This is a genomic window from Pseudomonas jinjuensis, assembly GCF_900103845.1.
Taxonomy (GTDB): domain Bacteria; phylum Pseudomonadota; class Gammaproteobacteria; order Pseudomonadales; family Pseudomonadaceae; genus Pseudomonas; species Pseudomonas jinjuensis.
In genome coordinates, this window is the sequence record NZ_FNIJ01000006.1 from 156,330 (window position 1) to 176,971 (window position 20,642).

At 68.5% G+C, this 20,642-nt stretch carries 20 protein-coding genes; 8 read left to right on the top strand and 12 right to left on the bottom strand.

What is annotated here, in order from left to right; all coding sequences use genetic code 11:
* Positions 1-4: 4 nt before the first annotated feature.
* Both BLR75_RS10420 and BLR75_RS10425 read right to left on the bottom strand, forming a co-directional pair.
* The gene (locus tag BLR75_RS10420; protein WP_084310818.1) at positions 5-439 is read right to left on the bottom strand and encodes a DoxX family protein; all 435 of its coding nucleotides are present in this window, start codon (positions 437-439) and stop codon (positions 5-7) included.
* A 119-nt stretch (positions 440-558) separates the two neighbouring features.
* On the bottom strand, positions 559-1,983 hold the full coding sequence (locus tag BLR75_RS10425) for an MltF family protein (RefSeq protein ID WP_084310819.1): 1,425 nt from the start codon (positions 1,981-1,983) through the stop codon (positions 559-561).
* Between the two features lie 206 nt (positions 1,984-2,189).
* On the opposite strand from BLR75_RS10425, the gene BLR75_RS10430 reads away from it, so the two are divergent.
* The 3 genes from BLR75_RS10430 (at position 2,190) to BLR75_RS10440 (ending at position 5,180) form a co-directional block, all read left to right on the top strand.
* Positions 2,190-2,996 carry a TatD family hydrolase gene (locus BLR75_RS10430; protein WP_084310820.1) on the top strand — a complete coding sequence of 269 codons (807 nt, stop codon included), beginning with the start codon at positions 2,190-2,192 and terminating at the stop codon, positions 2,994-2,996.
* Positions 2,997-3,191: 195 nt separating this feature from the next.
* On the top strand, positions 3,192-4,664 hold the full coding sequence (locus tag BLR75_RS10435; RefSeq protein WP_084310821.1) for a methyl-accepting chemotaxis protein: 1,473 nt from the start codon (positions 3,192-3,194) through the stop codon (positions 4,662-4,664).
* Positions 4,665-4,817: 153 nt separating this feature from the next.
* Positions 4,818-5,180 carry an Mpo1-like protein gene (locus BLR75_RS10440; RefSeq protein ID WP_084310822.1) on the top strand — a complete coding sequence of 121 codons (363 nt, stop codon included), beginning with the start codon at positions 4,818-4,820 and terminating at the stop codon, positions 5,178-5,180.
* A gap of 3 nt (positions 5,181-5,183) precedes the next feature.
* Here the strand turns inward: BLR75_RS10440 and BLR75_RS10445 are convergent, their stop codons facing one another.
* From BLR75_RS10445 to BLR75_RS10470, 6 genes are all read right to left on the bottom strand, one after another.
* On the bottom strand, positions 5,184-5,981 hold the full coding sequence (locus BLR75_RS10445; RefSeq protein ID WP_084310823.1) for an acyl-CoA thioesterase: 798 nt from the start codon (positions 5,979-5,981) through the stop codon (positions 5,184-5,186).
* Positions 5,982-6,117: 136 nt separating this feature from the next.
* Positions 6,118-6,879, bottom strand: a complete 762-nt coding sequence (locus tag BLR75_RS10450) for a CHAD domain-containing protein (protein WP_084310825.1) — start codon at positions 6,877-6,879, stop codon at positions 6,118-6,120.
* Between the two features lie 79 nt (positions 6,880-6,958).
* On the bottom strand, positions 6,959-8,950 hold the full coding sequence (locus tag BLR75_RS10455; RefSeq protein ID WP_084310827.1) for a transglutaminase TgpA family protein: 1,992 nt from the start codon (positions 8,948-8,950) through the stop codon (positions 6,959-6,961).
* Positions 8,947-9,897, bottom strand: a complete 951-nt coding sequence (locus BLR75_RS10460; RefSeq protein WP_084310829.1) for a DUF58 domain-containing protein — start codon at positions 9,895-9,897, stop codon at positions 8,947-8,949. The genes BLR75_RS10455 and BLR75_RS10460 overlap by 4 nt, the downstream gene beginning before the upstream one ends.
* A 252-nt stretch (positions 9,898-10,149) precedes the next feature.
* Positions 10,150-11,067 (bottom strand): AAA family ATPase, encoded by a 918-nt coding sequence (locus tag BLR75_RS10465; protein WP_084310831.1) that lies wholly within the window; start codon positions 11,065-11,067, stop codon positions 10,150-10,152.
* A gap of 90 nt (positions 11,068-11,157) precedes the next feature.
* Positions 11,158-12,018 (bottom strand): LysR family transcriptional regulator, encoded by an 861-nt coding sequence (locus BLR75_RS10470; protein WP_084310833.1) that lies wholly within the window; start codon positions 12,016-12,018, stop codon positions 11,158-11,160.
* A 91-nt stretch (positions 12,019-12,109) separates the two neighbouring features.
* Here BLR75_RS10470 and BLR75_RS10475 point away from each other — a divergent pair, with 91 nt between their 5' ends.
* A complete protein-coding gene (locus BLR75_RS10475; RefSeq protein WP_084310834.1) occupies positions 12,110-12,553 on the top strand; it encodes a multidrug/biocide efflux PACE transporter in 444 nt (147 codons plus the stop codon).
* Between the two features lie 191 nt (positions 12,554-12,744).
* Here BLR75_RS10475 and pyrF read toward each other — a convergent pair whose 3' ends face one another.
* The 3 genes from pyrF to BLR75_RS10490 form a co-directional block, all read right to left on the bottom strand.
* A complete protein-coding gene (pyrF, locus tag BLR75_RS10480; RefSeq protein WP_084310836.1) occupies positions 12,745-13,443 on the bottom strand; it encodes an orotidine-5'-phosphate decarboxylase in 699 nt (232 codons plus the stop codon).
* Between the two features lie 89 nt (positions 13,444-13,532).
* Positions 13,533-14,456, bottom strand: a complete 924-nt coding sequence (locus tag BLR75_RS10485; protein WP_084310838.1) for a response regulator — start codon at positions 14,454-14,456, stop codon at positions 13,533-13,535.
* Positions 14,457-14,458: 2 nt separating this feature from the next.
* Positions 14,459-15,730, bottom strand: a complete 1,272-nt coding sequence (locus BLR75_RS10490) for an ATP-binding protein (protein ID WP_084310840.1) — start codon at positions 15,728-15,730, stop codon at positions 14,459-14,461.
* Between the two features lie 134 nt (positions 15,731-15,864).
* Here BLR75_RS10490 and BLR75_RS10495 point away from each other — a divergent pair, with 134 nt between their 5' ends.
* Both BLR75_RS10495 and BLR75_RS10500 read left to right on the top strand, forming a co-directional pair.
* On the top strand, positions 15,865-16,035 hold the full coding sequence (locus tag BLR75_RS10495; protein ID WP_084310842.1) for a DUF2897 family protein: 171 nt from the start codon (positions 15,865-15,867) through the stop codon (positions 16,033-16,035).
* A 106-nt stretch (positions 16,036-16,141) separates the two neighbouring features.
* Positions 16,142-16,903 carry a CPBP family intramembrane glutamic endopeptidase gene (locus BLR75_RS10500; protein WP_084310949.1) on the top strand — a complete coding sequence of 254 codons (762 nt, stop codon included), beginning with the start codon at positions 16,142-16,144 and terminating at the stop codon, positions 16,901-16,903.
* Between the two features lie 10 nt (positions 16,904-16,913).
* On the opposite strand, the gene BLR75_RS10505 is transcribed toward BLR75_RS10500, so the two are convergent.
* Positions 16,914-17,540 carry a TetR/AcrR family transcriptional regulator gene (locus tag BLR75_RS10505; protein WP_217633607.1) on the bottom strand — a complete coding sequence of 209 codons (627 nt, stop codon included), beginning with the start codon at positions 17,538-17,540 and terminating at the stop codon, positions 16,914-16,916.
* Between the two features lie 204 nt (positions 17,541-17,744).
* On the opposite strand from BLR75_RS10505, the gene BLR75_RS10510 reads away from it, so the two are divergent.
* Positions 17,745-19,532, top strand: a complete 1,788-nt coding sequence (locus BLR75_RS10510) for an acyclic terpene utilization AtuA family protein (RefSeq protein ID WP_084310844.1) — start codon at positions 17,745-17,747, stop codon at positions 19,530-19,532.
* 231 nt (positions 19,533-19,763) lie between these two features.
* Positions 19,764-20,639: an SDR family oxidoreductase gene (locus BLR75_RS10515; protein WP_084310846.1), complete on the top strand. Its 876-nt coding sequence runs from the start codon at positions 19,764-19,766 to the stop codon at positions 20,637-20,639.
* The last annotated feature ends 3 nt before the right edge of the window (positions 20,640-20,642 follow it).

A 20,642-nucleotide genomic window follows, 5' to 3' on the forward strand; every position in this document is an offset into this window, starting at 1 on the left:
TCGGTCAGCTGGACAGCTTGCCATCCAGGGAGAAGCGACCGGCGCCGCTGATCAGCAGGGCTACGCTGATCATCAGCAGGGTCAGCGCGTACTCGTAGCCGTTGTTGGTGATGAAGAAACCGTTGCCGATGTGCACGCTGAAGATCGCCACGCCCATGGTGAAGATCAGCACCACCGCGGCCGGCCGCACCAGCAGGCCGATCACCAGCGCCAGGCCGCCGAAGAACTCGGCGCTGCCGGCCAGGGTCGCCATCAGGTAGCCCGGCGTCACGCCGAGGGATTCCAGCCATTGGCCCATGCCCTGCAGGCCGGGACCGCCGAAGGCGCCGAACAGTTTCTGCGAGCCGTGGGCCATGAAGGTCAGGCCGGTGGTGATACGCAGGATGGCGAGGCCGATGCCGGCGTTGGTGGAAAGGATCGATTTGATCAGTGTGTTCATGGCGCATCCTTGAGAGTGGGATCGGACGGTGCAACGCAGCGGTTGCTGAACATCACTATAGTCAATCGAGCAGATAGAAAAAGCGTAAAGTTGCGCTTCGAACAATCGATATAATCGATTTATTTGCGAGCCGTCGCGACCCTCGCCGAAGGCTCCAGGCCATCCCGCTGGCGCTGGAAGGCGACGTAGTACTTGTTCACGCTGCTCACGTAGTTCACCACGCCCATGCCCATCTGCTCGGCCGCCACCCGCTCCACCTGGAAGAACCACTGGTTCGGGTCGAGGCCGCGCCGGCGTGCTTCCGCGCGCAGGCCCTGGACCCGCTCGGGGCCGAGGTTGTAGGCGGCGAGGATGAACGCCAGGCGGTCGCGCTCCTTCAGCCGCGGGCTGGCGAAGAACTTGCGGCGCAGCATGGCCATGTACTTGCTGGCCGCCTGCACGTTGTTGTCCTTCTGCTGCACCGAACCGACGCCCACCGCGCGCGCAGCGGCCGGGGTGATCTGCATCAGCCCGGTGGCGCCGCTGGCGCCGCGCGCCGACGCATTCAGGCTCGACTCCTTGAACGCCACTGCCGCCAGGGCCAGCCAGTCCAGGCGGTTTTCCTCGGCGTAGCGCTGCAGCGTCGGGCGCAGCGATTCGAGGCGTTTGCGATCGGCCACCTGCAGCGGATTGCGCACCTTGTAGGCACGCCGGTAGAGGCGCTGGAAGGCCACGTCCTGGTCCGCCGGCGCGCGGTATTCCTTGAGGAAGCGGTTGACGCTGGCGCGCAGCATCGGCGCATCGCGGCGGACGAACCAGGTCATGCTTTCCCGGTCGTCGAACACCAGTTGGCGATCCACCCGCAGCTTGCGGAACACCTTGGCCCAGCGCTCGGCGATCGGCTGCTCGACCACGCTGAAATCGACGATCCCGGCATTCACCAGCTCCAGCACGTCCTCCACCGCCAGCGACGGGTCCAGCCATTCGATGGTCATCGGCCGCAGGTGCTTCAGCGCCAGGCGCTCGTTGACCTTGCGGATCGCCTCCCCTGCGGCGCTGCCGGCCGGCAGGGTGATGCTGCGGCCGGCCAGCTGTTCCAGCCGGGCGTAGCGGCGGTTGCCCTGACGCGCTATCAGCACCAGCGGCACCTGCCGTTGCCAGGCCAGGCTGGCGCTGACGTTCGTCCCGTCGCGCGCCAGCAGGACCTCGCCGGGCGCCACCAGGTCGCCTTCGCCACGCTGCAGCGCGGCCAGCAACTGGTCCTTGGCCTTGGGAATGAAACGGATGCTGAGCGGCTTGCGCCCGGGGGAGGAATCGTTGAGATACTGTTCGAACGCGCGCAGGCGGCGGTATTCGATACCGATCGGCTCGCCGTGAATTTCGCCGAAGCTGTTGCGGCTCTGGTTGACCAGCACCCGCAGCACGCCGTCCCGGCGGATAGTGGCGAGGTCGCGGCTGTCGATGTTCTGCTGTTCCCAGCCCTCCGGCGGGCTGGTCAGACGCGCAGCCGCCGGCTGTGGCATCAGGGCCACCAGGCACAGCATCGCCAGCAACAGTCGCGTCATCCTGCTCTCCAGGGGTCGAAATCGGCCGATAGGAACGCCAAAGCCGCTGCAAGTTCCCGGCCGCGAAAAGGGGCGCGAGGGTCTCACAACAGGGGCCGCATGCCAACCCGAAATGCTGGAAGCACTTTCAGAAGTGCGCGTAACTACATGTTTATAAAGGATTACTCGATAATCCGGGCTACTTGCCCGAATCCAGGAAAAGCACCATGCAACTGATCGATATCGGCGTCAACCTTACTCACCCAAGCCTTGCTCCAGAGCAGGAAGCCCTCATCGAGCGCGCCCGCGGCGCCGGCGTGGTGCAGATGGTGGTCACCGGCACCAGCCTCGGCGACAGCGAGGAAGCGCTGCGCCTGTGCCGGCGCCTGGACGACGGCCAGCGGCTGTTCTGCACCGCCGGCGTGCACCCGCACGAGGCCAGCCACTGGGACAGCGCCAGCGCCGCCACCCTGCGCAGCCTGCTGGCCGAGCCGCAGGTGCGCGCGGTGGGCGAATGCGGGCTGGACTTCAACCGCGACTTCTCGCCGCGTCCGCAGCAGGAAAAGGCCTTCGAGGAACAGCTGGCGCTGGCGGCGGAGTTGCGCCGCCCGGTGTTCATCCACGAACGCGACGCCGGCGAACGCCTGCTGGCGATCCTCAGGGACTTCCGCGACCGCCTGCCCGCCGCCGTGGTGCACTGCTTCACCGGCGAGCGCAAGGTGCTCTACCGCTACCTCGACATGGACCTGCACATCGGCATCACCGGCTGGATCTGCGACGAACGCCGCGGCACCCATCTGCAGGAGCTGGTGCGGGAAATCCCCCGCGGCCGGCTGATGCTGGAAAGCGACGCCCCCTACCTGCTGCCGCGCACCCTGCGGCCGAAGCCCAAGCATGGACGCAACGAACCGGCATTCCTGCCCGAAGTGCTGAACTGCGTGGCACAGCACCGCGGCGAAGACGCCGACGAAGTGGCGGACCACACCACCGATTGCGCCCGCCAGTTCTTCGGTCTGCCCGTAGTGGCGGACTGAGGACCTTGGTTCGACCGGATTCCTTTTATATGCAGGAATCCGGTCCCCTCCTGTACTTCCGGGCTCAAGATCGGCACGCGGCAGCCGTTAAAACAGTGGGTGAATGCAGCCTTGACCCCAATCAATGGCTAGCTTTCGTATTCCTCACGAGAATGACGGCACCTTGCCATCATTCAACCTACAAGAATCCCGCCCATGTCCGCCTGGATCCGCGATATCTCCCTCAAGTACAAATTCTGGGCCGTGAATGCGGTCGCCTTCTTCACGTCGTTGCTGCTGGTGCTGTTCGCCATGCACCAGGAACTGGATGCGCGCAACCAGACGGCACGCCAGGCTGCCGAAGTACAGGCGCGAATTCTTGGCGGCTGGACCGGAACGCTGCCCAACGCCGCCAATCTGGTCAGGTTCAATGCCGGAACAGCCCCGCAGATCCCGGGCGTGAATGGTCAGGCGCTCGCCCGCGCCAGCGGCTGGGTCGACCTGGATGGCGCCGCCAGCAATCTCGGCCCTCTGGCGGGCGCCTGGGTGCTGGATGCGGGAGATGGCCAGCGTCTGGCAATTCTCGCCCCCGGTAGCGACTTCCCCAGCGTATTCCGGGAACGCGCCGCAGCCTACGCAAGTGCGGTGCTGGGGCTGATGCTGATCCTGCTGGCGGCTTCGCAGGTGCTGATCCGCTTCATCCTCGGTCACCTGCTGACGCTGCGCGATGTGATGCTGCATGTGGAAAAAAGCGGCGACCTGTCCGCCCGCGTGCCCTTCGACAGCCGCGACGAAGTCGGACAGATGGCCGGCGCCTTCAACGCCATGCAGGCCGGCTACCAGCGTGTGGTGGGCACCGTTGCCGCGGCCGCGCAGCGGCTCGATGAAGGCGCCCGCAGCCTGGCGGGGAACATGGGCCAGGTGCGCCAGGGAATGCTCGGCCAGCAGGGCGAGACCGACCAGGCCGCCACGGCGATCAACGAAATGTCCGCCACCGTCCACCACATCGCCCGCCATGCGGCCGATACCCGCGACCAGTCGCAGGAAGCGGATCGCCTCGCCGGCGCCGGACAGCAGGTGGTCGGGCGCGTCGGCCATTCCATCGCCGGGCTGTCCCAGGGCGTGCAGCAGACCGCCGGGATGATCCAGCAGCTCGCCCAGGACAGCCACAAGATCGGCAGCATGGTTGGCGTCATCCATGGCATCGCCGAGCAGACCAATCTGCTGGCGCTGAATGCCGCGATCGAGGCGGCGCGCGCCGGGGAGATGGGCCGCGGTTTCGCGGTGGTGGCGGACGAGGTGCGCAACCTGGCCAAGCGCGTGCAGGAATCGACCGACGAAATCACCAAAATGATCACCGCCCTTCAGGCGGCCAGCAGCGACGCTGTGGAGTTCATGCAGGAAAGCTCGATCCGCGCCGACGGCTGCGTCGTCGAAGCGCGCGAAGCCGGCGATGCCCTGGCGGCGATTGCCGCGGCAGTGGCGCAGATGCGCGAGAGCAATACGCAGATCGCCGTGGCCGCAGAACAGCAGAGCCAGGTCGCCGAGGAGATGACCCGCTCGGTGGTCGGCATCCGCGACGTCACCGAACTGACCGTGCGACAGACCCTCGATTCCGCCGGCACCAGCCACCAGTTGGCCGATCTGGCCGGCGAACTGAACCGGGCCATCGGCCAGCTGCGGCTGTAACGGTCAACTCCGCTCCCTCTCTGCCAATGGAAGAGGGGGAGCCCGCCATGCCGAGCCTATCGCCCCCATAGCCTCCGCCTGTTCGCCGCACACCTGTGGACAACCTAGACTGCCTATAGAACCCCGAATCTTCGGCATTCGAGGAAACAGAGCATGGCCAAGCGTCATCCCAACCTGTTCCATTGGCAGTGGCACGGCTACGCCGCCAACCACCGCAATCCCACCAACCTGGCGCTGCACATCATCGCGGTGCCGCTGTTCATCGTCGCCGCGCTGATCCTGCTCGGCGGACTGTTCCGCCTCAGCCTCAGCACCATCCTGCTGGGGGTGATCGGCATCGTCGCCGCGCTGGCGATCCAGGGGCGCGGGCACAAGCTGGAGGAGCAGCAGCCGGAACCCTTCAGCGGTCGCAAGGACGCCATCAGCCGCCTGCTCGCCGAGCAGTTCGTGACCTTCCCGCGTTTCGTCCTCAGCGGCGAATGGTGGAGGGCGTGGCGGCGCAAGCACCGCCGCTAGGAGTCAGCCGAACACCGTGACCGTCTGCCGCGAGATCGCCAGCAGTTGGCCGTCCTCGCTCCAGCAGCGCGCCGCCACGTGGCCGTAGCCGTCGCGGGCGTGCTCGATGGTCGCCAGGTACTGGCACCAGGCGCTGCCCGGCAGGCTGGGCAGGGGCTGCGGGAATTCGATGGTCCAGGTCAGCGAACTGCCCATCGCCGGCCGGCTCAGATGCGGCAAGGTCGCCGGCGGCCAGCCATCGACCAGGGTCAGCAGGTGGGCGATTTCCATCGGCTCGTCGCCGGCACCCTGGCGCAGGCGCATCCAGCCACCCATTTCCCGCGCGGGATTCGAGGTGAACGGCAGGCCGCCGACCGACCAGCGCAAGGCCACATGCTGGAGGAACTCCGGCGTCGCTTTGGGCACGTAGGGCAGTTCCTGAGACTCTTCCGGCCCCTTCATCGACGGCGCGGGATCCGCCTCGACGGCGACCGCCGACTCGCGCGGCAGGCCGAAGCTGCCCTGCACCAGGGTCACCACCTGGCCGTTCTGCACCAGCCTGCCGAGCACCTGGCTGACCGCCTTGCCTTCGCGCAGCACCTCGGCCTCCACGCGCACCGGTACGTCCGCTTCCACCGGACCGACGAAGGTGATCGCCAGCGAACGGACCGGCCGCTCGCCGCCGACCGCCGAATGCATCGCCTCGTAGGCCAGCGCCGCCACCAGGCCGCCGAAGCTGGCGCGGCCCTGCGCCCAGGTCGAGGGGATCACCAGGTCGTGCGGCGTGCTGCGCACCGCCTGGAGCATTTCGGAGAAATTCATGGCAGGAGCCCTGTCCGCTGATCGATATGGGCCGATCTTAGGCTAGGCGAGGGAAGTGGGAAAAGTCCGACAGACAACAGCACGCGAGCCAGCCACTCGCGATGAATGATTCGTCATTCACAGGGCTGATCGAGAATCAGCCGATCGCCTGCAGCAGCCGGTCCAGGCTCTGGTCGGCGCGCGCCTCGGCCAGGTCGTGCAGGGCATGCCAGCGCGGCTGCAGCGACATCAGGTCGAGTTCGCGCTCGCAGTGCATCAGCCACTGCTCGTAGTCGTGCCAGTCGCCCAGCGCCGATTGCGCATCCTTCAGCGGCGCGAGCAGCTTGCGCGGCAGCGGCGAATCGTCCGGGTAGGCCTCCAGCCCATAGCGCACCCGCTTGATCAGCAGGCGCAGGCGATGCCGGTCGTGGGCCGGGTCGACCAGCGCCTTGCGCAGCTTGCGCCACTGCTTGCGCATGCGCTTGCGCACCTGCCGGTGCAAGCCGCCGAGCACGCCATGCCGTTCGGCGGTGCGCCACAGCCGCGGCCAGCCATCGAGGAGCAGCAGCAGGCGCTCCCACTGCGGGCTGGCGAGCAGCGCGACGTAGCCGGAAAGCAGCGCCGGGCGGCGCTGTTCGGCGGCCGTGAGATAGCCCTCCGCCTCCAGCACCGGCAGCAGCACTTCGAGGTCGCGCAGCGGCCCGCTGAGGCGCCCCACCTCGCGCAGGGCATTTTCCAGCTCGTCGATTCCCGGCAGCCCCTGCGCGGGATGCAGCAGGCTGCGCAGGCGCCGGATGGCGATGCGCAGGTCGTGCAGCGCCTCGCCGTCCGAGCCGGCGCGCAGCCGCGCCGCGGCGGAGAACAGGGCGACCTCCTGCTCGATCAGATGGGCCACCAGGTAATCGCTGAAAGAGGACACGACAATCTCCACTGGAGGAGGAAATATCAGGTTAGTTGTCCGGCATCCGACGGCAAGTGGAGGATGGTCGCAGGAGGTTTCACCGCCCCCTGCGCGTCATCCGCCACGGCAGGGCGCGGCGCAGCCGTCGCAGGTGCCGGCGCAGGTCGACCGGGGTACCGGTACCGCGACCGTAGCGCTGCGCCTCGAAGGCATCGATGAAGGCGAGCAGCTCCACCCGCTGCTCCGGCAGCACGCTTCCGGCGCGCTCGGCGAAGGCCCGCGGCCCCTCCCCGGCAAGGCGCTGCAGGCCGTAGGGCGCGAGCAGCCGCTCGAAGCGGGCGAAGCCGCGCAGTTGCACGTCCCGCGTGTAACGCCAGGGCTTGAACAGCAGCAGCATCAGCAGGCCGAGCAGCAGCGCGGCGCCGCCGACCAGGGCGATTGCCGGTCCCGGCCCGTCGAGGCGGCCGAACCAGCGGCGCAGCAGGTCCGCCTGCTGCTGGCCCTGGTAGCCGAGGACGAAGCGCTGCCAGTCGTAGTTGAGGTTGTCCCAGGCCAGGCGCAGGGCGTTCAGCGCGCTGAAGCCGCGATAGCGCAGCGGCGAGAACGGCGTCCCCTCGAGGAAGCTGCCCTCCCCCGCCAGCGCCTCTTCGAGGCCCTGCTCGATGCGCTGCGGGGCGACGTGGAAGGTCGGATCGACGCTCTGCCAGCCTCTGCCCGGCTGCCAGTACTCGACCCAGGCGTGGGCGTCGAACTGGTGCACCAGCAGATAGTTGCCCGACGGGTTCAATTCGCCGCCCTGGTAGCCGGTCACCACCCGCGCCGGGATGCCGGCCGCGCGCAGGACGAAGGTCATGGCCCCGGCGTAGTGCTCGCAGAAACCCCGGCGGGTGTCGAAGAGGAAGCCGTCGATGCGCTCCGGCCCGGTGGCCGGCGGGCGCAGGGTGTAGGCGAAGGGCTGCTCGCGGAAATGCCGCAGCAGCGCCTGCACCAGCGCCTGCGGCCGGGGATGCTGGCGGCGCAGTTCCGCGGCCCAGGCGCGGGCGCGCGGGTTGCCGCGGGCCGGCAGCTGCAGGTTGAGGCCGGTGGCGCGGACGCTGCTGTCGGGCTCGCGCAGCGCCTGCGGCCAGGAGGTGATGCGGTAGAGCAGCGCCTGGTCCACCGGCCGCCGCCGTTCGAGGTGGAAGTCGCTCATCAGCCGCGCATCCTCCGGCGCCTGCTCCGGCGTATCCAGGGCGAACAGCCAGGGCCGCTCGCTGGGCTGCATGATCACCTGGTAGCTGACCGGCTCGCCCTGCCGCTGCATTTCCGGCAGCTCGTCGCGGCGCGGCTGGCCGACCTGCGACCAGCGCGCGCCGTCGAAGCGCTCCAGGGTCAGCGCGCGCCAGTACAGCTGGCTGCGCGGCGGCGGCGCGCCATCGAAGCCGACGCGGAAGGCCAGCGCGGCGGACTGGCTGAGTTCGACGAAATCCCCCGGCATCATCGAATCGCTGAGGCCGGTGGTGGCCTTGGCGCTGGGCATGGGCAGCGACCACAGCGGCCCCAGGCGCGGGAATAGAAGGAACAGCAGCAACATCAGCGGGATCGCCTGCAGCAGCAGGCCGCCGGCGAACTTCAGGGTCGGCCAGGGGCGCTCGGCGAAGCTGCTCTGCTGCAGGCCGATCAGCGCCGCCAGCAGCACGGTCACCGGCAGCAGGCTGAACAGCGCGGCGAGCATGCTGTCGTCGAACAGGTAGCTGGTGACCACCGCGAAGAAGCCGAGCAGGATCAGCACCAGCGCGTCGCGGCGGGTCCTCAGTTCCACCAGCTTGATGATGAAGGCGGCGATCAGCAGCACCACGCCGGCATCCAGGCCGATCAGCGAACCGCGCGACAGCCACACGCCGACACCCGCCGCCGCCACCAGGGCGATCTTGGCGAAGGCGTTGGGGTAGTTGGCGCGCATGCGGAACACCTGGATGCGCCAGGCCGCGCAGCCCAGCCAGAGGCCGACGATCCACAGCGGCAGGTGGGAGAGGTGCGGCAGGATCACCACCGCCTGCGCCACCAGCAGCCAGGTCAGGGCGACCCGCGGGATCGGCTGCGCGCTCATTGCGCCCGCCCATGCAGCGCCAGCGCGCGCAGGCAGGCCTCGCGGTGGGCGTCGCCGGTCGCCACCGGCAGGCGCTCGCCGGGCAGGCGCAGGCCGAACGGCTGCTGGCGCAGGGACAGTTCCAGCACCCAATGGCAGAGCTGCGACAGGCGCGTCTCGACGTCGCCGGGCATGGCCTCGAAATCCAGCCACAGGTTGCGCCCGGCCAGCGCGGCGAAATCCTTCACCAGCAGCCCCTGGCCGCGGGAATAGGCCTTCCAGTGCAGGCGCCGGCGCGAATCGCCGGGCTGGTAGGCGCGCAGACCCTGGAAGTCGTCGACACCCTGGCCGCTGGGGCGCACGCCTTCCTCGTCGTCCGCCGCGCCCGGCGCCAGCGGCAGGTCGGCGGGCAAGGGATGCGGGTAGACCAGCCCGGCTTGGTCCAGGTCGATCCAGCTCCAGGCCACCAGCAGGCCGAGCGGGAAGCGGCTTTCTACCCGCAGGCGCCCCGGCCGCAGCCAGCCGCGGCGTTCGGCCGGCAGCACCAGCACCAGTTCCTCGGCGCCGTCGGCATGGATGTCGGCGTGGCCGAGCTGTTCCTCCGACCAGCCGAGGCCGACCGCCCGCCGCTCGCGGCCCTCGCCGTCCAGGCGCACGCGGAAGCACAGCTGCTCGCCGACGAACACCGGCGCGGTGGCCAGCGCGGTCAGGCGCAGCCCGCCGAGGTTGCGGTAGGTATGCAGGATGGCGACCAGGAACAGCGACAGCAGCAGGAAGGTCAGGCCGTAGGCCAGGCTGTTCTGGTAGTTGATGGCGGTCAGCAGCATCAGCACCAGGGCGATGCCGAAGGCCAGGCCCTGCAGGGTCGGCAGGATGAAGATGCGCCGCTGGTCGAGCTGCAGCGACGGCGCCGGCGGGATGCGCCGGGCGATCCAGCTCTGCCACAGCGGGCGGACGCGGATCAGCATGGCAGTGACTCCTACAGGTTTATTGGACCCCCGCGTTCGCGAGGATGACAGCGTTGAGATCAGCACGGGAGTTATCCAAGAACCCGTCGTTACCGGAAGACAGCTGCTACGGTCTCGGCGGAACCTCACCCGTAGGGCGCATAACGCGCCAGCGTTATCCGCCATCCCGCCGGCGTGGCCTTGTCGGCGGATGAAGCGTTCCGCTTCATTCGCCCTACACCAGCGATTGGTCATGGCGCGAAGACAGTTGCTTTATAGGGCTGGAACTTCACGCAGCAGCCATTGCACCAGCGCTCCGCCGCCATGCCCGGAGGGATCGGCCTGGTCGCGCAGGCGGTGCCCGGCCACCGAGGGCAGCACCGCCTGCACGTCCTCGGGGATCGCGTAGTCGCGCCCGGCCAGCAGCGCCCAGGCGCGCGCCGCGGCGAGCAGCGCCAGGCTGCCGCGCGGCGACAGGCCGAGGGCGAAGGCCGGCTGGGTGCGCGTCGCCTCGACCAGGCGCAGCACGTAGTCGACCAGCGCATCGCTGGCATGGATCTTCGGCACCTCGGCCTGCAAATCTGCCAGTTCGCCCGGCGAGAGGATCGGTTCCATGCGCGGCAGCAGGTCGCGGCGCGCCTCGCCGAGCAGCAGCGCCTTCTCCGCCGCCCGGCCCGGGTAGCCGAGCGACAGGCGCATGAGGAAGCGGTCCAGCTGCGACTCCGGCAGGGCGAAGGTGCCGCCCTGGCTCACCGGGTTCTGCGTGGCGATGACGAAGAACGGCTCCGGCAGCGGCCGGGTCGCGCCCTCGATGGTCACCTGCCCTTCTTCCATGGCTTCGAGCAGGGCGCTCTGGCTCTTCGGGGTGGCGCGGTTGATCTCGTCGGCCAGCACCAGCTCGGCGAAGATCGGCCCCGGATGGAAGACGAACTGCCCGGTCTCCTTGTCGAACACCGAGGTGCCGAGCACGTCGCCGGGCAGCAGGTCGGAAGTGAACTGGATGCGCTGGAAGCTAAGCCCGAGCACCCGGGCCAGGGCGTGGCTGAGGGTGGTCTTGCCCATCCCCGGCAGGTCCTCGATCAGCAGGTGCCCGCGAGCCAGCAGACAGGTCAGGGCCAGGCGGACCTGGACTTCCTTGCCGAGCAGGACCTGATCGACAGCCTTCAGACAATTCTCCAGCTTGGCGCGCATCCTTACCTCTCATCCTGGGAAAGATCCGATCCTACTGGTCCAGCGTAGGACCGCAAAGGGGCGGACGGCATTCCTGTGAACTGTCCCGGCTCAGGGCGCGAGCAGCCGCTCCAGCAGCCAGGCGGCCGCCAGGCCGAGGCTGCGCTGGCGCGACCAGACCACGTCCACCGCCACGCTGCGCGGCCAGCCGGGCACCTTCAGCTCGCGCAGGCGTCCCCTGGCGAAGCGCCCGACCATCCAGCTCGGCAGCTCCACCCAGCCGAAGCCGAGCACCGCCATGTCCAGCAGCAGCAGGTAGGTCGGCGCCGACCAGCAGCGCCCGCCCGGGGACGGCGCGGCATCGTCGACGAAGGTGTTCAGGCGCAGCGCGCGCCAGGCCAGCAGGTCGTCGCGGACGATGCGCTGCTGGCGCGCCAGTGGATGATCGTGGCCGACGAACAGGCCGAACTCGGCGCATTCGCCGAGGGTCGCCGAGCTGATGTCCGGCGGATAGACCGGCTGCGCCGCGAGCAGGCCGAGATTGGCGCGGCCCTGGCCGACCAGGTCGAGCACGTCGCCGTCCTCGGCGATCAGCCATTCGAATTCGAGGTCGGGGAAACGCTCATCGATCTCCGCCAGCCGCTGCTCGAAGGGCGCCGACTGATAGGTATCGGACATCGCCAGGGTGACCCGCGACTCCAGCCCGCCGGCCAGTTGCCCGGCCATCTGGCCGAGGCGGTCGCTGGCCATCAGCACTTCCTCGACCCGCCCGAGCAGCGCCCGGCCCGCCTCGGTCAGCTGCGGCTGGCGGGCGCTGCGGTCGAACAGGGTCAGGCCGAGATCGATCTCCAGCCGCGAGATCGCCTCGCTGATGGTCGACTGGCTCTTGCCCAGCTTGCGCGCGGCGGCGCTGAAGGAACCGAGACTGGCCGCCTCGGCGAAGGCCTGGAGGGATTCCGGTGAGTAGTGCATATCGGTTTTCCCGATGACAACCAACTTAAAACTAGCCTACCGACCGATGAGAATACAGGCCACTCGCTGTTTTCTGCCTGGAGATTCCCACATGTCCCCGACCAAATCCCTGAAGGAGCGGCTGTTCCACGCCGTGCTCTTCGAGCTGATCGCAGTAATCATCTGCGCCCCGCTGCTGGCCTGGGCGATGGGCAAGCCGCTGGGCCACATGGGCGCGCTGACGCTGATGTTCTCGGCCATCGCCACGCTGTGGAACATGATCTTCAACACCCTGTTCGACCGCGCCCAGCAGCGCATCGGCTTCAGCCGCACGCTGCCGGTGCGCATCCTCCACGCCTCGCTGTTCGAGCTGGGGCTGATCTTCATGCTGGTGCCGCTGGCGGCCTGGTGGCTGTCCATCGGCCTGATCGAGGCGTTCCTGCTGGATATCGGGCTGGTGCTGTTCTTCCTGCCGTACGCGGTGGCGTTCAACTGGAGCTACGACGTGCTGCGGGCGCGCTGGGTGGGGTGTTCGGGGGAGGTGTCGGCTTCCTAGGCGTCTTTGTCGCGGGCATGGCCCGCTCCTACAGTTGTCGCAACCCGTAGGGTGCATAACGCGCCAGCGTTATCCACCGACACATTGGCACGGCGCCATCGGCGTAGGAACGCGCCATGCGCGCGACATCGTGGCCGGTCGCGGGCATGGCCCGCTTGTACAGGGTCGCTGCAGAAGCCGGCATTCGCGCCTCAGGCCAGGTCGGCAGCGATGGCCGCCAGCGCCGTGGCCGGATCGGTGGCCTGACTGATCGGGCGGCCGATCACCAGGTAGTCGGAGCCGGCGTCCAGCGCCTGGCGCGGAGTGAGGATACGGCGCTGGTCGTCCTGGGCGCTGCCGGCCGGACGGATGCCGGGAGTGACCAGTTGCAGCGCCGGGTGCGCCGCCTTCAGCGCCGGAGCTTCCTGCGCCGAGCAGACCAGGCCGTCCAGCCCTGCCCTCTCAGCCAGTCCGGCCAGGCGCAGCACCTGTTCCTGCGGCTCGACGTCCAGGCCGATGCCGGCCAGGTCCTCGCGTTCCATGCTGGTCAGCACGGTCACGCCGATCAGCAGTGGCTTCTGGCCGTTGAGCGTATCGAGAGTCTCGCGGCAGGCGGCCATCATGCGCAGGCCGCCGGAGCAGTGCACGTTGACCATCCACACGCCCATCTCGGCGGCGGCCTTCACGGCCATCGCGGTGGTGTTGGGGATATCGTGGAATTTCAGGTCGAGGAACACCTCGAAGCCGCGCTTGCCCAGTTCCTCGACGATCGACGGACCGCAGCGGGTGAACAGTTCCTTGCCCACCTTGGCCCGGCACAGTTTCGGGTCCAGCCGGTCGGCCAGCGCCAGGGCGGCTTCGCGGGTGGGGAAATCCAGGGCGACGATGATCGGGGTCTGGCAGGCAGGCATGATGGGCTCTCGCGGCGGCTCGGAAAAATCGGCGCGCATTGTCGCAGAAATGCCGCCGCTGCCGTAGAGCCGGGCGGCGGATCAGCCGATCAGGCGCTCAGCCGCGAGCGCAGGCGGCCGAGCATGCCGAGGAAGCTGCCGATCCTTTCCCGCTCCGGCAGCTCCGCCGGGATCTCCGCCAGCCGTGCCGGCGGCCGCTGCGGTTCGGCGCGCCACTGCCGGGTCTGCTCGGCGGCGGCCTTCAGGCCCTTCTCGAACAGGCCGCGGCGTACCGGCTTGGGCAGGTAGCGGAAGATCTGCGCCTGGTTGATCAGCGCCAGCAGCGCCTGGGTATCGCGGAACGGCGTGACCACCAGGCTGAGCAGGCGCGGATGGGCCTGGGCCAGCGACTTGAGCAGCGGCGCGGTGTCGTCGCCGGCCAGGGTCAGGTCGGTCACCAGCACGTCGACCTGCTTGCTGTTGAGCATGGCCAGCGCCTCGGCCAGGTTGCGCGCGCGCAGCAGGCGATGGCGGCCGGCGCTGCAGAAGTCGCTGACGCAGCCGAGGGTGTCGGCGTCGTCGTCGAGCAGCAGCACGGTCAGCGGCGCAACCAGCGGCGCGTAGGCGGTCGGCGGCGGCGGGCTCGCCACGGGCTGGCGGCGCGTGGCGATTTCCGCCGCCTGGCGCAGGGTGAAGGACATTTCCTGCGGGTCCCAGGGCTTGGTCAGGTAGCGGAAGATGCCGCCGTCGTTCAGCGCTTCCACCGCCGCATCCAGGTCGGAATAGCCGGTCAGGAGGATGCGCAGGGTGTCCGGCGCCAGTTCGCGCGCCGCGGCCAGCAGTTCGGCGCCGCTCATCTGCGGCATGCGCTGGTCGCTGACGAGGATGTCCACCGGCTCGCTTCTCAGGCGTTCCAGGGCCTTGCGCGGGTCGCTCTCGACCAGCACCTGGTACTGCCGGCGGAATTGCAGCGCCAGGCTGCGGAGGATGCGTTCCTCGTCGTCGACGAAGAGGATGCGGACGGGCTGGCTCATGTTCAGGCGCTCCGTTTCATGGCATCGGCCCGCTGCGCCAGCGGCAGGCTGATAAGGAATCGCGTACCGCGGCCGGGCGCGGAGGCGACGCGAATGCGGCCGCCGTGGTCCTGGACGATCTTGTAACTGATCGACAGGCCGAGGCCGGTGCCCTGGCCGACGGGTTTGGTGGTGAAGAAGGGATCGAAGATGCGCCCGCGCACCTCCGCGCTCATGCCCTTGCCGTCGTCCAGCACGGAAATGTGCACGGCCTGCGCGTCGGCCCAGGTCTTCACCTCGATGCGGCCGAAGCGCTCCATGGCCTGGGCGGCGTTGTTCAGCAGGTTGAGCAGGACCTGGTTGATCTGCGAGGGCGCGCAGGCGATGCGCGGCAGTTCGCCGAGCAGGGTGATCACCTCGGCGCGGTCCTTGACGTTGTTGCGGGCGATCAGCAGCGCGCTGCGCACGCATTCGTTGAGGTCGATTTCCTCGCTCATGGCGCGGTCCAGGCGGGCGAAATCCTTCAGCCCGCCGACCAGCTCGCCGATCTGCCCGAGACCGAACTCGGTGTCGCCGAACAGCTGGTCGAGATCGCCGGCCAGGTGCTCCAGCGCCACTTCCTCGCGCAGGCGCCGCAGTTCCTCGGGAATGGCGGTTTCGTCGAGCAGGCGCGACTGGGTCTCCGCCAGGGCGAACAGCGGCAGGATCAGCTCGCGGAGCAGGCTGAGGTTGCTCTTCACGTAGCCCAGCGGGGTGTTCAGTTCGTGGGCGACGCCGGCGACCATCTGCCCGAGGGAGGCCATCTTCTCCGACTGCACCAGTTGCGCCTGGGACTCGCGCAGGTCGCGCAGCGCCTTGTGCAGCACCAGGTTGCGCTGGGAGATGCGCCGTTCCATGGCCTTCAGCAGATCGAGCACCGTGCCCAGGCCGAGGTAGCGACCAGCCTCGTCGACCAGCACGAAGTCCTCGGTGATCGGGTAGCTGAGCTGGCCAGTGACCTGCTGCGCCGCCTGTTCCAGGCTGGCGTCGCAGCGCACCTGCAGCGGCGCCGGGTTCATCACGTCGCGCACCGGGCGGCGGCCCCACAGGTCGCGGCCGAAGCGCTGCATGAAGATGTTCTGCAGGGCGTAGCGGCTGACCAGCCCGAGCGGGACGCCATCCACGCCCACCACCGGCAGCGAGAGGATGGCGCGCTGTTCGGCGCTGAGCAGGCGGTCGGCCACCTCGCTGATGCTCAGCTCCGGCGCCAAGGGTTCGACCTTGCGCAGCAAGGTGTGAAGGGCGCTGGTGGTCATCGGCGATTCTCCGGTCGCGTGCTGAATGCGCGCCATTGAACCAGCGTCAGATTGCCAGCATATGACAGCGACCAGCCTGACAAGCCGCCGCGACGGGGGTATGGTGAAGATTCCCGCCCCTGCTGGAGATTTCCATGCCCTGGTACGCCTGGTTGATCATCATCCTCGCCTTGGGCTCCATCCTCGGCGCCCTGATGCTGCTGCGCGACACGGCGAAGAAACTGCCGCTGACCGAGGAGCAGCTCAAGCGCATCCACGAGCGCAATGCGGAAATGGACGCCAAGGAAGCCGAGGAAAAACGCTGACGGACCGGCCGCCTGCCCGACCGCCAAGTCACTGAATCACATACATTCCCGATGGTAATCGGGGCAGGAATTTGCCTAGACTGCGGCCTCCCGGATGGAGGAAACGATGTTGAGGAAATTCCTGCCGCTGCTGCCTGTCCTCTTGTTGCTCAGCGGCTTCGCCCTCGGCCATACCCAGTTGCTGGGGCTGCTGATCGGGGCGTCGTACATCGTCTGGGTGCTCCATGGCGAGCGCCACATTCCCTGGCTGCCGTGGTGGCTGGGCAGCCTGGCGTTCAGCCTGGCGCTGGCCGCCCACCTGCTGCCGGGCACCGCTTCCTGGACGCTGCTGCCGATGCGCCAGCTCAGCCCCGACGCGCCGGCCTATGCGCTGCAACTGTCGTGGGACAAGGCGCTGGTTGGCGTCACCCTGCTGACCTGGTGGCTGCGCCGGCCGCCGGCGAGCGAATCGCCCTCCCCCGACTTCGCCCTGATCGCGGTGGTCACCACCCTCTTCACCATTCCGCTGCTGGCCGCCGCCACCGGCCTGGTGGTATGGAACCCGAAATGGCCGCCGGGCTTCTGGCTGTGGATGGCGGTGAACCTGTGCGTGGTCTCGCTGGCCGAGGAAACGGTGTTCCGCGCGCTGCTGCAGAGCGTGCTGGTGCAGCGCCTGGGCGCGATCGGCGGGGTGCTTTCGGCCAGCGTGCTGTTCGGCCTGGTGCACCTGCCGATCAATCCGCTGTTCGCCGTGATCGCCACGTTCGCCGGCCTGGGCTACGGGCTGGCCTTCCATTTCAGCGGCCGGCTGTCGGTCGCGGTGCTGCTGCACGGGGCGGTGAACAGCCTGCACCTGCTGCTGTTCAGCTACCCGCTGCGGATCATGTGAGGGACGCGCGTCAGTCCTCGTCGCGCATGACCAGCAGCAGCGCCTGCTCGGCCAGCTGGTCGAGCGTCATCGGCCCGTTGGGATGGAACCAGGTGATGGTCCAGGACAGCGCCCCGGTGAGGAAGCGCCGCAGGATGAACGGATCGCCCTGGCAGGCGCCGGCCACGCAGGCTTCCTCCAGCACGTCCAGCCACATCTGCTCGTAGATGTCGCGCAGGCCGAGGATGTATTCCTGGCCCTCGGGGGACAGCGAGCGCCATTCGTAGACCAGCACGGTCATCGCCTCGCCGGTGCCGCCGATGATCGACTGCAGCTCGCAGCGGATCAGCGCCAGCATGCGCTCGCGCAGGGTCTCCGCCTCGGCGAGGGCGGCGCGCATCACTGCGGTGTTGTAGAGCACCGCCTCCTCCATCACCGAGCGGAGGATTTCGTCCTTGCTCTTGAAGTGATGAAAGATGCTGCCGGACTGGATGCCCACGGCGCTGGCCAGGTCGCGCACCGTGGTGCGCTCGTAGCCCTTGCTGCGGAACAGGTGCGCGGCGGTCTGCAGCAGCTTGCCACGGGGGCTTTCCGGATCGGTGATCTGTCCGTTAGCCACCATTTCCAGCATCACCTCGCGGGCTTTCTGGTCATCCACGCTCCCGACCTCCCCTTGTCCGGTCGACCTATTCATGACGATTGTCAGGATCGTCACGCAAGTGCTTGTGCATACAAATGAAATGTATGCCGGCGCGCCCACCCGGGCAAGCGCCACTATGCTGATGGTAATATCAGTGGCACTTCCCAACCAAGCGCTTGCTTGGTATGTTCCGCACATCCTATCACGCAACGGACCGGAACAATGACCAGAACCGTGCGCATCGGCTGTGCCTCCGCCTTCTGGGGCGATACCTCGACCGCCGCCGCCCAGCTGGTGCGCGGCGCCGAGCTGGACTACCTGGTGTTCGACTACCTGGCCGAGATCACCATGTCGATCATGGCCGGCGCCAGGCTGAAGCAGGCGGACGCCGGCTACGCCACCGATTTCGTCGAAGTCCTCGCTCCCCTTCTGTCAGAGATCGCCGCGAAGAACATCCGCGTCATCAGCAATGCCGGCGGGGTCAATCCGCAGGCCTGCGCCGCCGCGCTGTCCGCTGCCTGTGCGAAGGCCGGCGTCGCGCTGAAGATCGCCGTGCTGGTCGGCGACGACCTGCTGCCGCGCCTCGGCGAACTCTCCGGCAGCGTGGAAATGTTCAGCGGCGAGCCGCTGCCGCCGGTGTGCGTATCGGCCAACGCCTACCTCGGCGCGCCGGGCATCGCCGAGGCGCTGAGGCTCGGCGCGGACATCGTCATCACCGGCCGGGTGGTGGACAGCGCGGTGGTCAGCGCCGCCCTGGTGCACGAATTCGGCTGGGCCTGGGACGACTACGACCGGTTGGCCCAGGCCGCACTCGCCGGGCACATCATCGAATGCGGCGCGCAGTGCACCGGCGGCAACTTCACCGACTGGGAACAGGTGCCGGACTACGAGCACATCGGCTTCCCCGTCGTCGAGGTGGAGGCAGACGGCCGCTTCATCGTCACCAAGCCGGCCGGCTCCGGCGGGCTGGTCACGCCGCTGAGCGTGGGCGAGCAGATGCTCTACGAGATCGGCGACCCGCGCGCCTACATGCTGCCGGACGTGGTCTGCGATTTCACCAACGTGCGCCTTCGGCAGGCCGGCGCCGACCGGGTCAGCATCGAGGGCGCCCGCGGCCTGGCGCCGACCGGCCAGTACAAGGTCAGCGCCACCTGGCCGGACGGCTTCCGCTGCACCGCCAGTTGCCTGATCGCCGGCATCGACGCGGTGAAGAAGGCCGAGCGGGTCAGCCGGGCGATCATCGCCAGGACCGGCGAAATGCTCGCCGAGCGCGGCTGGGGACCCTACCGCGAGGTGAACGTTGAACTGCTCGGCAGCGAGGCGACCTACGGCCCCCACGGCCGCCGCCACGACAGCCGCGAGGTGGTGGTGAAGATCGCCGTGCGCCACGCCCGCAAGGAGGCGCTGGCGCTGTTCTCCCGCGAGATCGCCCAGGCCGCCACCGGCATGGCGCCGGGCCTGACCGGCATCGTCGGCGGGCGTCCGGCGGTGAGCCCGGTGATCCGGCTGTTCTCCTTCCTGGTGGACAAGCAGCGGTGCGCGCTCGCCGTGGAACTGGATGGCCAGTCGCATCCGGTGAACCTGCCGCCGCTGGCGCATTTCGACCCTGCCGATCTCGCCGAAGCCGCCCGGCCGCCGAAGACCGAACAGCCGGCCAGCGCCAGCGTGCCGCTGGTGAAGCTGGCGGTGGCGCGTTCCGGCGACAAGGGCAATCACAGCAATATCGGCGTGATGGCGCGCCGGCCGGAATACCTGCCGTGGATCGCCGAGGCGCTGGGCGAAGGCGCGGTGGCGGACTGGATGCAGCACCTGCTCGATCCGGTGACCGGGCGCGTCAGCCGCTGGTACCTGCCGGGCACGCACAGCCTGAACTTCCTGCTGGAAAACGCCCTGGGCGGCGGCGGCATCGCCAGCCTGCGCATCGACCCGCAAGGCAAGGCCTTCGCCCAGCAGTTGCTGGAGTTCCCGGTGGCGGTGCCGCAAGCCATCGCCGATGAAGTGAACCCGTAGGAGCGAGCTTGCTCGCGAACGCTTTTTGCCGGATGCAATGGCGCCAGGCGGTTCGCGAGCAAGCTCGCTCCTACAAAAAAAGCAGCGCAAGGACGCGGGAGCAGCACGAGCCTGTAGGAGCCAGCTTGCTGGCGATCGTGTTCCCCAGCGACCACCGTGCCAGACGGTATCGCGAGCAAGCTCGCTCCTACAAAGAGCGGTGCCATGAATAACCGGAGGACGACAACCACAATGCACTACGACTCCATCTACAAACCCGGCCTGTTCGCCGGGCAGACCATCCTCGTCACCGGCGGCGGCAGCGGCATCGGCCGTTGCACCGCGCATGAACTGGCGGCCCTCGGCGCCCATGTGGTGCTGGTGGGGCGCAATGCGGAGAAGCTGGAGAAGACCGCCGGAGAGATCGTCGAGGACGGCGGCAGCGTCAGCTGGCACGCCTGCGACATCCGCGACGAGGAAGCGGTGAAGGCGCTGGTCGCCACGCTCGTCGCCGAGCACGGGACCATCCATCACCTGGTCAACAACGCCGGCGGCCAGTTCCCCGCCCCGCTCGCCTCGATCAGCCAGAAGGGCTTCGAGACCGTGGTGCGCACCAACCTGGTCGGCGGCTTCCTCATGGCCCGCGAGGTGTTCAACCAGAGCATGAGCAAGACCGGCGGCAGCATCGTCAACATGCTCGCCGACATGTGGGGCGGCATGCCCGGCATGGGCCACTCCGGCGCGGCCCGCGCGGGGATGGAGAACTTCACCAGGACCGCCGCCGTGGAATGGGGCCATGCCGGGGTACGGGTGAACGCCGTGGCGCCGGGCTGGATCGCCTCCAGCGGCATGGACACCTACGAAGGCGCGTTCAAGGCGGTGATCCCGACCCTGCGCGAAAGCGTGCCGCTCAAGCGCATCGGCACGGAATCGGAAGTGGCCGCGGCCATCGTCTTCCTGCTCTCCCCCGGCGCCGCCTTCATCAGCGGCAATACCATCCGCATCGACGGCGCCGCCAGCCAGGGCAGCCGCGCCTTCCCGCTGGCGAAAGGCAAGCCGGGGCAGAGCCGCTCGTACAACGGCTTCCACCGCGCCTACCTGCCCGACGTGCTGAAGGATCAGGAGTAACCC